Here is a 16,978-nt window from a genome sequence, read left to right as displayed (position 1 = left end):
TCGCCCACTACCGCCCAACCCGGAAATCCGCTTCGGTGATCGACGCCGTGGCGAGGCCCGGGGGGGTGTCCATGGTGGTCGCCGCCTACGGAAGTGGGAAATCCCTCGCCGCCGGCGTCGGGGCGCTCGTGGTCAGGAACGACGCCGAGGCGCGGGGGATCGTTCGCCCTCTCCTGGAACGGCTGGGCACCGTCGACCGCTCCTTGGCTGACCGTGCGTCCATCCGGCTGAGCGCGAAGGGTGCCGGGCTCGTCATCGCTCTCTCCGGCTTCGTCGACCACTTGATCAAGGAGATCGCGGACCAGGCCGACATCGAGGGCGAGTACCGTACGCTCGACAAGCTGCTGACGGCCATCGCGCGCAAGCCGGGGATCGATCACGTCGCCATCGTCTGGGACGAGTTCGGTCGCCACCTGGAGAGCCTCGTCGATCACGGCCGGTCGCGTGAGCTCGACCATATCCAGACCCTGGCGGAATGGGCGGCTCGGGCGTCGCGACCGACGGCAAGCCTCACCGTGCTCATGCACCAGAACCTGCTCAGCTATGCGGGAAGGCTGAACCAGTCCTCCCGTAACGAGTGGCGCAAGGTCGAGGGGCGCTTCACGCCCATCCGCTTCCTTGAGGACAGCTTCGAGATCTTCGAGCTGCTGGCCGAGGTGATCGCGGAGGAGGGCGACGACGTCTCGATGCCCTACGAGGCAGCCACTGTTGCGGCAGACGCCATCGAGGCTGGCTGGTTCGGCGGCGAGCGCGACGAGCGTCGTGTCGCGGAGCTGGTCCGGAAGGCATGGCCGGTCACCGCGGGGGCGCTCCACGCGTTGCCGTCCCTCGTCGCACGGGTGGGGCAGAACGAACGCAGCCTGTTCGGCTTCCTGGCCGAGCGCGAGGTCGGAAGGCCCATCGGCTTCGAGGAGATCTACTCGGCGTTCTCGGACGCGATGAGGTCGGACGTGGGCATCGGCGGCACCTATCGCCGCTGGATCGAGACGGAAAGCGCTCGCGCACGGGCGCAGGACGAGCTTGAGCGAGAGGTTCTGGCCGCTACGTGCATCCTTCAGCTGGGTCGTGACGGCGAGCGGCGAAGGTTGCGTCGCTCGACGCTTGAGCTCGCCCTGCGGTGCCGCGGGACGGTTCCCGCGGCGGTGACTTCGGCCGTAGAGGCTCTAATCGGCAGGTCCCTTCTCCTCTGGCGGAAGAAGAACGACGACGTGTCCGTCTGGCACGGCACAGACGTCGACGTCTCCGGCCGGGTCCGGGAAGAGCGGGAACGCCGTTCCGAGACCTTCGACCTCTCGGAGTACGTACGGTCCCGGATGGTGGCGCCATTCGTGCGGCCCGTGTCGCACAACGTGAGGCTTGGCGTCACCCGCCATCTCAAGGGACTCTTCCTGACGGCCCGGGAGCTCGCCGCCTGCAAGGGCGATCTTCCGGCTGAGGCCCTTCCGGCGGACGACGAGGATGGCCGCGTCGTCTACGTGCTGGCGGAGAGCGTCGAGGATCTCGTCGCCGCCCGAAAGGTCGTCCAGGGCGCTGCCTCACAGAAGGGCAGGACCGTGTTCGTCGTCCCGGACGAGCCATGCGAGTTGCGCGAGGCCGCCTTGGAGATCCTGTCTCTCGAAGCGCTGCGTGAAGACGTGGCCTTCGTGTCGATGGACCCTCACGTCGCTTCGGAGCTCGACGAACTCCTGAACGTCGCGAGGACGCATCTCGATACGCTCGTTCGCCGGCTCGTCGATCCCCGCCCACATGGCACGAAATGGTACCATGGCGGGCAGCCGCTCGACGTCACGTCGGACAGGCCCGCGTCGGTCGTTGCGTCCATCTTGATGGACAAGTGGTTCGAGGAGACCCCCCGGATCTCGAACGACGGCATCGTGCGCGACCGCATATCGCGGCAGATGAGGACGGCTCGCGTCAGGGTGATGCGCAACACGCTCGAACGGGTCGGGCGTCCCCATCTCGGTTACGCTCCCGAGGACCGTAGCGCCGAAAGTTCGATTTTCCGGACAGTCCTTGAGAAGTCCGGCCTTTACAGGACCGAGGGCGATGGCGGCCGCTTCGCCGACGCGGAAGAGCTGCCTGACCGGCATCTCGCCGCTGTCTGGCGCAAGATCGGCACCTTCTTCGGGACGGCGGCGCCTGCTCCCAAGCCCGTGACTGAGCTAGTCGGCCTGCTCGCGGGAGCGCCTCACGGTCTGCCAAAGGGGCTCATCCCGATCATCGCCACCGCCGGGTACGTAAGGTTCGCGCGTGCGGTGGCCCTGACACGGGACGGGCAATACCTGCCCGACATCCTGGGCTTCGACATCGAGCAGATCTTCGAGGATCCGGGTCCATTCGCCGTCACCGTCGTGGACCAGGGGGCGTCGACGGCCGAATACCTCGAAGAGGTGGCCTACGTCTTCTCGCACCGTAGGCCTGAGCCAGGCAGGGAGTTGGCGCGCTTCGCCTTCGATGCCGTCTGCCTGTGGCGTTCATCCGTGCCGGACGCGGCAAGGAGGACGCTGAGGCTGAGCGAGGGAGCGCGTGAGCTCGTTCGGCTCACCGCCGCCATGACCGACCCCCTCGATCTCCTGCTCGGCGGCTTCACGAGACTGGGCAGAGCTGGCGTCGGCAGCGGGGATGGTCGTCACGCGATCATCCGCCGGCTCGAAAGCCTTCGCAACGAGGTGGACGGCTTGGTCGACGGTTACACCGCAGAGGCCGTGACGGCCCTGTCGGACACCCTGAGCTTGAACGGCCCGGGATGCGACCCCGTCGACGGGGTTCGTGACTGGGTGAACTGCTTCAGCGTCGACGCCTTGCTCGCCAGGACCGATCTCCGCGTCACCGACAAGGCGATCCTGCGCACCGCGCGGGAGACCTCCAACGGGCGGTTCTCGCCGCAGAGTCTGGCCCGCACCATGAGCTCGGTGCTCCTCCAGAAGGGCCTCGACCAATGGGGCGATGCCACAGTCGACCAGTTCCGGGCCACGCTTCGGGAGGCAAAATCCCGCATCGAGGACGCGGCTCTCGACGCGCATGATCCGCCGGCCTCGCTCCGGCCGGTCGTCGAGGCCAGGATCAGGAACCTGGAAGGCCTCCTCGAAAAGTGGGGTGACACCGGCTCCGCAGAACGAAACGTCCTCGCACTCCGTCGGAAAGCATAGATCCATGAGCGTCCAGCCGGCGACGGTCGACGAGGCGGCAGCGGACCACGAGGCGCGGCACGTGGTTCCCCTGTCCGGTGGCAAGGACTCGACCGCGCTCGCGGTCTACCTGTCGCAGCACTACCCGCACCTGCCCTTCGAGTATGTCTTCGCCGACACCGGCGCGGAGCTGCCCGAGACCTACGAATATTTCGACCGCCTGCAGCATGTCTTGGGCGTCGAGGTCACCCGCGTCTCGGCCCTCGACCTGTTCGATGTCGGCCACAAGCCCGGCCGGTCCGCGTTCGACGTGGCCCTGTACGAGCACTTCGCGGGCTTCCTTCCGGGCCCTCGCTCCCGCTGGTGCACGCGCATCCTGAAGATCGCGCCGTTCGAGCGGCACATAGGCTCGGCCCGCGCCTACTCCTACATCGCGATCCGCGGGGACGAGAACCGTGCCGGTTACCTCGGGACGGGGACGAAGCCCGTCGTCATGTCGGAGCAGCCGAACATCACGCCGGTCTACCCGTTCAAGGACGACGGCATTACCCTGGCCGACGTCCAGAACATCCTGGAGGCGTCCGGGCTGGGCTTCCCGGGATACTACGAGTGGCGCAGCCGCAGCGGGTGCTTCTTCTGCTTCTACCAGCAGATCGGCGAGTGGCAGGGCCTTCGCGAACGGCATCCGGCCCTGTTCGAGCGGGCCAAGGAGTACGAGGTCGTCAAGAACGGCAAGAAGTTCACCTGGGTCGACGGAAGGACCCTGGACGACGTCTCGCGCATGCCCAGGCGCACGCTGAAGCCCAAGGCCGACGCCGACGGCTGCGCCATCTGCCACCTCTGACGTGCGGACACCATGGACAATCCCCTGGTCAACTTCCTGCGCAGCTATGGCCCGAGCGCGGCATCCGACGCCCTGTATGACGAGCTCGTCCGCGGCGAGATCGACCGCCTGGGCGTCGACGAGATCGTCATTCCCTCGCCGCTCGTCGATGAGGTCGGACAGATCCTGACGGGCGCGGATCCCGTCAACGTCGTGCTGACGGGCACCGCCGGCGACGGCAAGACCTACAACATCCGCAAGGTCTTCCTCGACTTCCTGAAGGGGCCGGCAAGCGCCTGGCCCGGGTCGGACGTCCTGGTCACCCACACGTTACCGAACGGCCGGGAGCTGCGCATCATTCGTGACCTCAGCGAGGTGCCCGCGGCGCGAAAGGCCGAGGAGATCGGACGCATCACGAACGCCCTTCTCGGGCACGACACCTCGGCGGTGTATCTCGTCGCTGCGAATGACGGTCAGTTGCTGAAGCTATGGCGCGACGCGGCGGACGGGGGCGGCCCCGATGCGGAGCGGCATCGGCAGGTCTACGACATCCTGTCCGAGATGATGCTCCATGAGGTCGAGAAGGACCCCACTGGCAAGCTTGGCCTGAGACTGTTCAACCTCAGCCGCAGGCTGACCGGCACGACCCTCGACAGCGTCATCGACGCCATTCTCGACCACCCTGGTTGGGAGACCGGATGTTCCGGTTGCCAGATCGCGGCCGATGCCGAACGCCCTTGTCCGATCCGGCTGAACAGGGCGCTTCTGCACGGCGGCGTCGACGGACGGTCGGACAGGCTTTTCCGCACGCGGCTGCGCGAGCTGTTCGAGGTGGCATCGGCGAACGACAAGCATGTGCCCCTTCGCCAGGTCCTGGCCCTCGTCGTCAACGTCGTGCTCGGCGACGCCAAGGATCCCGATGTCCCGCTACTCACCTGCGGCGAGGCTCGTATAAGGGCCCAGGAAAACGCCTACTCACTGACCAATCCATACGACAACGCGGTCGGCGGGAACCTTCGGTCCGAGCGGCGGCAAAACAACAGCATGTTCGCGGTGCTCGACGCATTCGGTCTCGGCCAAGAGACGAACAACGCCGTGGACGACCTGCTCCTTCACGGCCGGCCCGAGCCTGTTAGGGCGGCGGTGAACGACCCCGACCCGCACTACGGTGAGCGCCTGTTCGAGACGCAGCGCAACGCCTACGTCAGGGGCGGTCCCCAAGGGTTCAACAGGGCCGAGTTTCACAAGGCTATTGATGCCCAGCGGCGACGCCTTTTCTTCCGGCTGCCGACCAACGGCATCGAGCCGGCCGCGCCTGGACTGGCGCCCTGGGTGCTGACCGTGTTCCACCACGGAGGCGCGTATCTCCGCTTCCGCGAAGCCGTGAGAACAGGGGGCGATCAGGCGGCTGTGAAGAGCGCCACCCGCGATCTCATCAGAGGTCTCAACCGGACGCTCACCGGCATGATGTCCGACGATTCCGACCAGCTCTGGCTCGCCGGCACTCTCGGCCGGACGGACGACCCCACCGGCCGCATCGTCACGGTCGACCCGATACCGCTCGCTGGCGGGCACTCGTTCCTGCACGTCGCCGTGTCGCACGACAAGTCGAGGCGGCGGCCACGGCTCTCCGTGCAAACGAGTCTCAAGGGCATGCAGCTGCCTGAAATGCCGGCCCTCGACCTCCGGCCAATCCTGTTCGAGTACCTTGTCAGGGTCGCGCACGGCAGCCTGCCGTCCAGCTTCTCGCGGCAGTGCCACCAGGAGACGCGGCGGTTCGCGACCCTCCTGACGCAGCACGTCCTGCGCTTCGTGAACGGCGGATCCAGCTCCGCCGCCACCAGTCTCGGGCTCCTGCACATCACCGAGGCGGGCAAGATCCAGAGGGAAGGCATCGAGGTGTCCGCGTCATGAGCACGGCCAATGCCCGCGACCGGGTGTTCCTCCCCCACGGTGCCCTGCGCCCGCACACCGAAACCCAGCTCTCAAGCGTCACCAACTGGTGCGAGTACGGGGTATGGGGACTGACGCTCCACGACGGTCAGCCGCCGTGGTTCGTCCTGATCGAGTGCTTCCAAATCCTGCACTCGCTCGCCAAATCGTCGACGCCGCTTTTCCAGGGCATCACCCTGCCGGACGGCACCCAGCAGCATGAACACGTGGAATACACAGTCCCCGTGAACCTCAACCTGAGGCACCTCCTGTTCCGGGACCAAGAAGTCTCGAAGATCGCGAGCAAACGGTCATTCGACACTCAGGCGCTATGGGAGGAGTTGACCAAGCGCACCAAGGAAGTCGACAAGCGCAACAGCATCGATCTGAAATACTTATCGTCAGCTTTTGACGATTTCGATAAATTCGCCAAGTCTCTTGAAATCCTGCGGTCGGTTGAAGTCGAAAGTTTCAACGTCAGTAGATGGACGTCGCGGCATCTCCTGCCGCTCGGACCGTCGATGCTGTTCGCCGACGTCGACGACACGTCGCTTTCTGCCGACAAACGCATCTTCCGGCGGACGGGGGAGATGCTCTATCTCATGCTCAATCGCTCGTCCGATGCCATTCGCAAGGATTTGGAGGAACGCGTCCGCACTCGGATCGTGGACTTGCAGCATCCACTGAACAACCTTGCCCAAACCTTGGCAGGACCCAAGTTCGGCGAGAGCACGGCCAAGAAGCCCATCTCGTTCTCGACCGGCTACCTTCCGATGCCACACATGGCCGTCTACGACAGGTTGGCCGAGGATTGGTGCTCCCTCCTCTGGCTGAACTCGGTCCAGCTGGAGATCCTGCTGGATCCGCTGATGCGCCTGTCGGCGTTCCACCAGATAACCTACACGATCAGGCGCGCGTGGGACGAAGCGGGTGGCCTGGGAGAGCCGCCGCCGGTCGTCTTCGATCTCTCGGGCTCGGCCCGAAAGAACCCAGTCCAGCGGCTCGCCGCCGATCAATACGAGAACCACCGCGTCCTGCCGCGGCGGGCGGTCGAGCATCTCCTGGATCGAGTTCCCGAAAGTGATGAGTGGAAGGAACTGCTCCAGAAGTCCGAGCTCCCCCGCAAGGAGCTGGCCTGGACCCACCTCAAGGAGCGCTTCCTCTGGCCCAAGCAGAAGACCATGGGCCTCGCGACGCAAACGCTTGAGCCGGAAGGACAACGGCAGGAGCTGCTCGCGGCGTTCCAGTCAGCCACGAGCCACACCGTCTGGACGTTCATGGCCGCGCACGCGAAACGCGCCGGGCTGGTCCTCGCCCGCCAGAAGGCGGGAACATGGTACTCGCCCAGCGAGAGCTTTCTCGAAGCCCTCGTGCTCGCGAACGTGACCACGCCCCTGGAGTTCGGAAGGTTCCTCGACCGGCTCCGCAAGCGCTACGGGATCGTCGTCGGCCCCGAGCAGGCACGCCAGGCATTCGAAGGCAGCCTTATGTCCTTCGAACCCTTCAAGGCAAACCAGGTTCGCCTTGAGGAACGACTGGCGGTGCTCGGCTACATCGACCGCAAGTCAGACGACTGCGCCTTCGTCATCAACCCCTTCCACGATCGCATTGGCGACCAGCGGGAGGCTCGCCCCAATGGGATCGCGGCATGAGCGGCGCAAAACTTGTCGGTCGCATCGTCGGCGCACGCGTAGGCGAACTGATCGCCCGGGAGCGGGGCGCGCGCGTGATGTTCGCGGTCATCGACCTTTCACGGGAGGTCACGAGCGCCATCGCGACCGCCGTGGGAGCGATCATGCCGGTGGCTGGCCGCGTGCAGGTCGGAATACATCCGGACCTGGCGACGCCTGACGTCGACAAGGCATTCGTCTCGTCGGACGTCGCGGTGAAGTTCCGCAACAACAAGCCTGCCGACGTCGTTGCCACCGTGTTCTCCGTGCCGATTTCCGAGATGGAGCTCGTGATCCAGAGCCTCGGTAGCGTCGAGCGGATCAACGAGGCCTGGCTGTTGGAGGGCAAGGAGTTCAGGCGTTGGGCCGACATGGGCCTTAGCAACGCCGATCCGAGCACCCGTGAACACCTGCACGGCTTTCTAAAGGGACTCCTCGCCTCGGAGGTAAGGATCTCTATCGAGACGCTCGCGGACTTCGTGACCGAGGTCGATAGGCTGATGTCAGGTCAAGAGGGCCTGGGCTTGGTCAACGCGATCAACCAGGCGCTGCCCATCCTGCACCTGCCGCGGGAGAGCCTGGATCCGACGTCGACGCCTGAGAACCTCGCCAAAACGGCCGAGAGCCAACTGCGGCGGGCAGCGGAGATCGTTAGGCTTCACTTCCATCTCCAGGGAGCGAAGGGGGACTACCGTCCATCTTCCGAACTGCGCGCGAACGTCGACGCGCTGGTCGCGGCAGGCAGCCTCGATGATGAGGCAGCCAGTGCGCTCCGGGGCCTGATCTCCGACCGGTCGATGTTCGGGGGCAGGTGGACGGATAGCCAGGCGCGGATGGCCAGGATCCCGTGGCCGAAACTGCGCTCGTTCTTTGAGGAGCCCAAGGCGAAGGCTCGGCCGAACCTCGGTGGTGAGACGCTCGGGTTCCTCGAAACGCAGGTCAAAAAAAAGGAGATAGACAAGGAGGACCGGGCGACGCTGGGGGACGTGCGGAGCGAGGCTGCCGGCTCGAACGAGCGGCGCGAGGCCTTCTTCCTCAAGTGGCGGCCGCATCTCGCCAAGGATGCCAAGCTCTTCAAGCGCTGGGAACGACTCGTCTTCAACGTACCCATTGAGGCGGACGACCTCCTAGTCGGCCTCGTCCAACTCGCGGCACAGGCATTCAGGCAAGTCGACGACGAGGAGAGTGGCGGGCAGGTGGGGGAGAAGGCCCTACTCGTTCGGTTGCGCGACGCGTGGCAACTGGATTTCTGGACCGAGAAGAAAAACACCCAACTTCTCCGGTTCCTTCGGGACCGTTATCGCGGCCTCGACAAGCTGCTCGCGCCGACCGTGAGCCTTCAGCTCGGCCTGTGCTGGTCGGACTGGGAGACCAAGATCCCGAATGCCACGATCAACTACCGCGGCAGCAAGGCAGCGGAATTCGACTTCGAAGCGTTCGTCGTTCCGGCGTCCCTGATCGCCGATGGTCGCAGCCCGGCGGACGCCGAACTCAAGGGGATGCCGAAGGCGCAGATGACGTGGAAGCCCGCCCATCGTGGGCTGCACGTCGGCTTTTCGGACGATCTCGCCAACCTAGTTCCGGCCGCACCGAGCCTGACGCATCTACTGTCTTCGTGGGTCAAGCAGGCACGTCACGGCAAGAGTGGCTCCCTGCAAGCTGTCGATCTATCTCAGGTCGAGACGCTGACGGACACACGCGGGACGAACCGCGGCATCCTGACCGATCCGGACAAGGAGGAGTTGCACGTCGAGACGCTTTGGTCGGCCAACCTCAGCAAGTTGGTCGAACAGGATATCGTCAAGCCGGCAAACGCGGATTCGCTGCGCGAGCTGTTCGCGCAATTCCACACTCTTTACGACCTTGCCTTACGAGGCTTCCGTGACGGACACGGCCTCTCCGACGATGCGGTGATCGAGCAGGCAGAGGCCTACGGCCGGCTGTTGGCGGAACTGCAGGTGAAGGCCCCAGAGGAACGGTCCATCGGGGAGCTGTGGGATCCGCTGCTTCGCATCGGAACGGCCCCTGTGGAAGGCGAGCGTCGGTCGCTCATAGTCGCCCCCTGGCATCCGCTTCGCCTCGCGGAAGTCGGCGTCAAGGCTCGCCAAGCGGTCGAAGCCATAAACACCGTGGTGTCGAGCCCCGAGCGCGCCGCACCCGGGGTCGAGGACTTCGTGAAGGATCGTGTCCGGGCCCTTTCGTCACCCTACTACGTCGATGTGGGTGTTCTGCCGGGCGCGCCGCGCACCTTCGTCGTCGAGACCTCGCGTCTCGGTGATTACGGCCTGTTGGAGCCGCCGAGCATCGAGGGCAACGACCAGCTTGCCGACGAGCCGGCCCGCGAGACGGTCAAGGCATTCGGAACGATCGCCAAGCAGTACCTCGACCTCAGGCCCCACGAGGCCGCGAACTTCTCCGCCGTGATCCTCGACGCGGAGTCAGAGGACCTTCCGGTCCTGATGGCCAGCCACCTCGCCCGGCAGATCGAGGGTGAGGCCGACCTCCGCTGCGATCTCACGGTCACCCATGCCGATCCGGTGAAGCTGCGCGCCATTTACGAGCGGCAGAACCGTCGCATTGGTCACGAGATAGACTCCTCGCTAACCAGTGAGGCCGCCAAGACTTTCCTTTCGCGCCTGCGGGTGGGTATCGCCAGCCCCGCGAATTTCGGGAATGGCGGCCTCGTCCGGCAGAACGACATCGTGCTGCTGCACAACGTGATCGCGCGTCATGCCACCGTTTCCTGGGCGTTGGTCCCGCAGCCGAAGCGCGACGTGGCTTTCGTAACCCACCGGCCCTGCGACCTGTCCCGGCGCCGTCCTTACAACAAGGGCAACGTCACCGCGGGCGTCTACCTGACCGCTCCCGTACAGCCGGCCGCCTGCAGAGCCTACATCGATGCGGTTCACGACGTGCTGATCGGACATGCCCTCAAGGTCGGCATGCACCGATTGCCCATGCAGCAGGTCGATTTCGCCTCGCCGACCGTGCAGGCGCAACTGAAACTGGCGCACGGCCTGGGCAACTGGGTGATGACCTATGATCGCTTGGCTGACCGTCGCCTCATTGCGGCGACGGACAGCCTGCGCGTCCTGCGCTACTTCAGCCTGCCCCGGGCGGTTCACAACGTCATCGTGTCGACCGAGATCACCCGCGAGAGCTTCCGCGAGCGCCTGCGCAGTGACATCGCTCGCATACTCCCGGGCAGCGCCGACGAGGCGCTCGACGCGCTGATCGACTGCGTGCGCCGCAGGTCCGCCAGCCTGTCAGGCGGCATCGTGATGCGCGGGGCGCAGTGGGAGAACTACGCCAAGGAGCTGATCGGGGTCGTCGTGGCCCAGCGCCAGCTCGAACTCCTGTTCGACAATGCGGGGCCGAACCGGACCGCTTGGTTCTTCCTCGACGAGTTCAAAGGCTGGCTCGATCTCTCGGGCGAGATCGCAGACATCCTCGCCGTGAACCTGGTCGAGGTCGCGGGGAAGCCCCGTGTCCGGCTCTCCATCGTCGAGGCGAAGTGCGTCGGTTCGTTCGGTCTGGGCGAAACGCAGGCACGCAGCATGCGACAGCTTGAGGCGACGTACGCCGCCCTGCACGGGCGTTTCCTGGATGACCGCATGACGGTCGATCCGGCGATCTGGCGCAATCGGCTGGCCGACATGCTTCTCGAACACATCGATCCCTTCGAGAGGGTCGAGGACGTGACGTTCGAGGAGTGGATCGAGGGCATACGGCATGGAGGATTGCCCATCGAGCTCAGCGGGCATTCCGTCGTCGTTGTCCATGACGCGGCTGCGGTCCCCGACCCTGGGCCGACGGTTCCGGACGAGGCAAAGGACAGGGATGACCGCCGGAGATTGGCTCAGTGGACGTTCGGCGAGGATGTTATTCGGCGCACCCTGGCCGAGATCGACACGAAGAATGCCGGCGACGTCAAGCGCTTCATGGCCGAGCCGTCGCTCTGGCCGAGCGGGCAACCGGCCGATGTCCGCGAGGACTTGATCGACCAAGTCTCCGCTGCCTCCGCCGGATCCGGCGAGACGAATGCGGCGCCAGCCGCGCCGCAGGACCAATCCTCGCCGGAACCTGTTCAGGTCATCCAGGAGGTGGCCGGACCAGCGGAGGCTCCCCCGGCAGCAGATCAATCACCCGCTGGCTGGCTGCCGGAGGTTCACGCCGCTGTGCGCGCCATGGGGAAGACCCAAGGCGGTGCAGATGACGAGACCTGGCTCGCGGATGAGGTGGCCAAGCTCAAGCGCAGCCTGCAGGCACAGGGCTTCGACGCCAAGGTCCTGGACGCCCGCCTGACCCCTAACTCGGGTCTCATCCAGCTCGATGGACGGGGCGTGACGTTCAAGTGGCTGGATGCGAACCAAGAGCTGCTTTCGACGAAGTACGAGCTGGACATCATCCGGATAACCCCGAAGGTCGGTCGGATCGCCATCGCCATCCGGCGGCCGAAAAGGGCGACGCTGCACCTGTCCGAGGCATGGCTTCGCCGTCGCCTCGGGCCGAACGCGCCCTGGTCGAGCCTGGCGCCCCTGATCGGTGAGCGCGAGGAGGACGGCAGCCTGCTCTACCTGCCGCTGGCAGGTCCATTCGGGGACCAGGAGCGGGCGGCGCCCCATACCATCGTCTCGGGGGCCACCGGGAGCGGCAAGGGCATCCTGGCGTCGAGCCTGATCCTGGACATCTGTGCCTTCAATGCGCCTGGGATGGTCGAGCTTCATCTCATCGATCCCAAGCGTGGGGTCGACTATGCCTGGGTGAGACGCCTGCCGCATCTCAAGGGCGGCATCGTCGACACGAAGGATGCCGCGCTCGATCTCCTGCGTGACCTCGTTGGCGAGATGGAGCGGCGGTACGCCCGGTTGGGCGAGGCCGAGTGCGCAAACATCGACCAGTACAATCGAAGCCCGCGTCAGGGCGGCCCGATGCCCCGCATCGTCGTCTTCTTTGACGAGGTCGCCAACTGGATGCAGGACGATGAGTTCAAGGATGGCGCGGAGCCCCTCTTGAACGAGATCGCGACCAAGTCACGTGCGGCCGGCATCCATCTGACGATGATCTACCAGCGGGCCGACAATCAGGTCATGACGATGCAGTTGCGGACCAACCTGGGCAATAAGTTGGTTCTGCGGCTCAGCGACGAGGGCTCGTCCAAAATCGTCCTCAACGAGAAGGGGGCAGAGAAGCTTCTCGGTCGCGGGCACGTCATCGCGGTGCTTGACGGTGGCGATAAGGTGTTTGGCCAAGTTCCCTACCTCGACGAGGACGAGGTCCGGGACCTTGCCCGGGCTATCGAGGCCGGTTGGTTGAACCCGCCTCGTGCTCAGGTGAGCGAGGCCGCGGAGTGACCCGCGCGGCCTCGGGGCCGCGCGTCGGCAAGAGGGTCGGGGGAGCCCTCTATTTCCATCGTTCCGCGCTGGACCTGCTGGACGCCGAAACGAACCGGAAGGTTTCTTCGGCGTCGGAGCGCTCAGACGTGCCCTGGAACGTCGCGAAGGTCGAGGGGGAAGCCGTGTCGCTTCTCCGGTACGAGGATTTCGACGACCACGCATTTCCCTGCCTTCTGGAAAGCGTGCGGATCGACGGCGAACGGGTCGTCCGAAGCGACTATTCCAATCGTGAGAACCCGCCCGTCCTCCACCGGAAGGAGCTGCTCCTTCGTCCCGATGACGACCGGATCCCGGTTTTCGCCGCCCTGACCGCGGCGGCGGAGGGGCACGGACTGTTCGCCGCCTCGCACCGGATCGGGACGAAGCAGGCCTGGACCCGGCGGGTCACCGAGGCCGGCCTGACGGTCGAGGGGCATGCATTGGTGTCCCTGCCGCCGCCGTCGTTGGAGATAGCCCGCCATCGGACCGCCATCGCGCGAAATCGATTGTCCGCCCCGATGCAGTCGCTGGTGCGGCACGAGTTCGTCTCCCCTGGCACGACGGTCCTGGACTACGGTTGCGGCCAGGGCGACGACGTTCGCGCGTTGGTCGAAGGCGGCGTCGAGGCGTTCGGCTGGGACCCCCACTTCCTGCCCGACGGGACGTTGGCGCAGGCTGACGCGGTGAACCTGGGGTTTGTCCTCAACGTCATCGAGGAGCCTGTCGAGCGCCTCGAAACGCTCAGGCGGGCATGGTCCTATTGCCGCCGGGTCCTCGCCGTCGCCGTGATGATCTCGGGGCACCGTCCGACCGCCGGATTGCGTCCCTACCGAGATGGCTTCGTCACGTCCCGAGGGACTTTCCAGCGGTATTTCACACCCGATGAGCTGAAGGAGATGGTCCGCGAGGCGCTGGGCGTCGAAGGCTTCGCGGTCGGGCTGGGGGTAGTCTTCGCGTTCAGGGATCCGGCGGACGAGCGCGCATTCCTCTATCGCCGGCAGGTCCGGAGGGCGGAGCGCGTGGTATCGTACCGGCCTCCACCGAGGGAGCGCGCGATACAGCCACGCGAACCGCTCGCAGAACGGATGCGCCCCACGCTCGACGCGCTCTGGGCCACGCTCATGGCAGTGGGACGCGTGCCGTCGTTCGACGAACTTCCCACGGACGTCGGACATGCGCTCAGAAAGTCGAACGTCTCGATTTCCCGGGCCATCGGTTGGTGTGAGGGCATCTTCGACCGGGACGAATTTGAGAGGGCTGCAGCGGCCAGAAAGGAGGATCTGGTGCTCTACTTCGCGCTGGGTGCCTTCACCCAGTCCGTGGCACTGAGCGATCTTGCGGCCCGTCTCCAGCGAGATGCGAGAGCCTTTTTCGGCGGTGTGGGCAAGGCCAAGGAGGCGGCGATGGCCTTCCTGTTCTCCCTGCGTGCCTCGGACCACATACGCTTCGCCAGCAAGCAAGCCATCGGCGCCGGTATTGCCCACGAGGATGGACGGGGCGGGATCCACTTCCGGCGCGAGAAGAAGGACGACCTGCCGCTCGCCTTACGCGGGGTCGTTGGTTGCGCCAGCGTCCTCTATGGCGACCTCGATGACGTTGAAGTTGTCCGGATAGATATGGAGAAAATGGCAGTCTCGCTGCTGTACATCACGGATTTCGAAGCGAAGCTCCCCCTGATCGTACGGGATGTGAGGATCAACCTGAGGAATCAAGCTATCTCCGACAAGATCTTTGACGAGGACGGGCGCCGCGTTTTTCTGGCGCGTTCGGCATACGCGACGGACGAGCGGGAGAGGGTTCAGCGCGAAGCCATTGAGACCAGGGTCAGGCGCTTGCTGGCGCTGCAGGGCACCGCGCAAACCGTCAGGCATGCGAACATCGTTCGTGCATTGAAAGACGCTGCGGGAAAGCAATTAGAGCGTTCCTCTTAACTTCGAGGAGCCCCGGAGTCCTTCTCAACCTATTAAGCCCCACCGTTGTCATTTTACTCTGAAATACCAGACCAAGTATTCTTCGGACGTCGCACATAATCAATGCGTGGTGGCATCCTGGCCCCACGGGTACGACATCATTGAACGGTATGATGCCCCGGCCGGGGCCCGCGCCGCCTAGGAGCGTGAGGCCGAGCTAGCCGGGTGGCTCGACCGCCACGTGGCCGCCTGGCCAGGCACGCTGGAGCGCGTACGTAAGCGGGTGCCTTCGGCGCCGAGCGAGATGAGCAGGGGCGTGAAGCACCCCCAGATCAGATCCCAGATCAGGAGGGAGAGGTCCGAGGGCTGGGGGATGGAGCGCTTGCTCGCCGCCCTCGATGCCTGCGGCTACGAGGCCGTCATCAGCGTCAGGCCGAAGGCCTCCGCCTAGAACAGCGGCACCTGGTTCTCGCTGACCGCCAGCCGCCGCCCCGTGGGGTGCCTGGGCCGGACGATCATGTTCGTGTTCGCCGCCTTCACGGCCGCCGGCGACAGCCACAGGACCTCCTGCCGCCACATGCGCGCGTGGTCCGTAACCTCCCGCGTCACCCGCTGCCACCCGGCCAGCGCCTCGTCGTACAGCGGGCACGCGTAGCCGCTCAGGACGACCATGCCCTTGAGGGACAGCAGGCAGTCGAGGAGCTCGGCGTGATCGGCGTCCGCGAGCTCGTGCGCGTACCCCTTGCGGACCTCCGACCGCGTGGCGTGGACGTACGGCGGGTCGACGTAGTGGAGGGCCTCCGGGCGGTCGTGCCGGCGCATCGTCTCGACCGCGGGGCCGCGCTCGATGACGACGCCTCGGAGCCGGGCATGGATCGCGGGGATGGCGTCCGGGTAGGACGTCCAGTCGACGCTCGCGACCCGGCGGACTTGGGCCGTGTAGCGCCTGAACCCAGTGCCTTGCGTCTCGCCCCGGACGTCGGGGGAGACTTGCATAGCGTGGCGGACGACCATCCTCCTCGCCCGCTCCACGGGATCCGCGTCGGGCCCGAGGCGCTGCATGGCGAGCCTGAATTCCGCGTCCGAGTACAGCGTGAGCTCGCACGCCGTCCGGAGGCGGGCGGCCAGGTCGGGGTCGCGAAGGACGCCGTAGAGGCAGAGGAGCTCGTCGTCGCGGTCGCCGAGGACCTCGATGGGGGCCCGCGGCTTCCGGAGCAGGACCGAGGCGCTGCCGCCGTACGGCTCGCAGTAGAGCTCGTGCGGGGGTAGCTGGGAGATGATCCAGGGAGCCAGCCTCCACTTGGAGCCCAGCCACCGGACCATCGGCCTCTCGACGACGTCGCTCACAGGGTGAGCTCCCCGCCGGCGCCGGCGAACAGGATCGTCCGGATATGCGGCGGCAGTTGCCGCCTGTGCTTGTGGACGAGCTCCAGCCCGTAGACCGTCTCGCGCAGGCCGATCTCCTCCCTCGCCATGCCGGCGAGCAGGTGCCCGGCGAACGTCGTCGTGGTCGACCAGCCGCGCCGGTTGCGGTCCTGCGCCCGGTCCGCATCGAGTGCCGTCAGGAACTGGCAGGCCTCGTGGACGGCGGCCGGCACGCCGGGCATCTCGGCCCGCGCGACGTACGCCGCGCCCAGCGGCCACTCCCGCATGCGGCGGCACTGGGAGAAGTAGACCCCGGCCGCGTGCCGGGCGATCTCATGGACGGCATCGGGTGTGTGGGGGCCGAGGTTGCCGGCCGCCGCGATAGCCTCGGCCGCGTCGCGGTCCTTGGCGAACGCCCACGCGTGCTTCGCCAGCCCGTCTCGGATCCGCTTCAGGGCTTCTGCCTGGAGCCTGATATCCACCCGGTCCCTCGCCGGCCTCGGATTGTCGTGCGTGTACTCCACCGTGGTTCCCCGGTTCGCGAATTTGAGAACCAGTATGAGCGGGGCGGCGGCCCCAGCAATTCATATTTTCTAAGCAAGCCGCCCGCCGCCGGAGATCTATTCCAACCACGATTTCAACAACAGGCTGTTGGTTAAACCGTTGTTGAAATCGTACCCCCCTGTTGTGAATGAAGCCTCGCCCTCCTGTCCTGGCGTCAACTCTGGATTTATTTCGGGTGGCTCCGTTCGAGACGCTTGAATTCCTGAAATCG

8 protein-coding genes are annotated in these 16,978 nt (G+C 65.8%); 6 read left to right on the top strand and 2 right to left on the bottom strand.

Annotated features, from left to right (window positions below; translation table 11 throughout):
* The first annotated feature begins 35 nt into the window (after positions 1 to 35).
* Genes BLQ49_RS05450 through BLQ49_RS05425 form a run of 6 tightly spaced genes read left to right on the top strand, consistent with a single transcriptional unit; the run spans position 36 to position 14,859 of the window.
* Positions 36 to 3,149 (top strand): hypothetical protein, encoded by a 3,114-nt coding sequence (locus tag BLQ49_RS05450; protein ID WP_143012208.1) that lies wholly within the window; start codon positions 36 to 38, stop codon positions 3,147 to 3,149.
* A 4-nt stretch (positions 3,150 to 3,153) separates the two neighbouring features.
* Entirely contained in the window at positions 3,154 to 3,972 is an 819-nt protein-coding gene (locus BLQ49_RS05445) for a phosphoadenosine phosphosulfate reductase family protein (protein ID WP_091714012.1), read from the top strand.
* Positions 3,973 to 3,984: 12 nt separating this feature from the next.
* Entirely contained in the window at positions 3,985 to 5,865 is a 1,881-nt protein-coding gene (locus BLQ49_RS05440; RefSeq protein ID WP_091714010.1) for a hypothetical protein, read from the top strand.
* Entirely contained in the window at positions 5,862 to 7,535 is a 1,674-nt protein-coding gene (locus BLQ49_RS05435; RefSeq protein ID WP_091714008.1) for a hypothetical protein, read from the top strand. Before BLQ49_RS05440 ends, BLQ49_RS05435 begins: the two co-directional genes overlap by 4 nt.
* On the top strand, positions 7,532 to 12,907 hold the full coding sequence (locus BLQ49_RS05430; RefSeq protein ID WP_091714007.1) for an FtsK/SpoIIIE domain-containing protein: 5,376 nt from the start codon (positions 7,532 to 7,534) through the stop codon (positions 12,905 to 12,907). Before BLQ49_RS05435 ends, BLQ49_RS05430 begins: the two co-directional genes overlap by 4 nt.
* Positions 12,904 to 14,859 carry a DNA phosphorothioation-associated putative methyltransferase gene (locus BLQ49_RS05425; RefSeq protein ID WP_167627637.1) on the top strand — a complete coding sequence of 652 codons (1,956 nt, stop codon included), beginning with the start codon at positions 12,904 to 12,906 and terminating at the stop codon, positions 14,857 to 14,859. The genes BLQ49_RS05430 and BLQ49_RS05425 overlap by 4 nt, the downstream gene beginning before the upstream one ends.
* A 426-nt stretch (positions 14,860 to 15,285) precedes the next feature.
* Here the strand turns inward: BLQ49_RS05425 and BLQ49_RS05420 are convergent, their stop codons facing one another.
* Complete coding sequence (locus BLQ49_RS05420; RefSeq protein ID WP_091714500.1) at positions 15,286 to 16,161, bottom strand: DNA adenine methylase; 876 nt, start codon at positions 16,159 to 16,161, stop codon at positions 15,286 to 15,288.
* 20 nt (positions 16,162 to 16,181) lie between these two features.
* On the bottom strand, positions 16,182 to 16,685 hold the full coding sequence (locus BLQ49_RS05415) for a hypothetical protein (protein ID WP_091714003.1): 504 nt from the start codon (positions 16,683 to 16,685) through the stop codon (positions 16,182 to 16,184).
* Positions 16,686 to 16,978 lie beyond the last annotated feature (293 nt).

Source organism: Methylobacterium phyllostachyos (assembly GCF_900103445.1).
GTDB lineage: Bacteria > Pseudomonadota > Alphaproteobacteria > Rhizobiales > Beijerinckiaceae > Methylobacterium > Methylobacterium phyllostachyos.
This window is presented reverse-complemented; position numbering and strand designations above follow the sequence as displayed.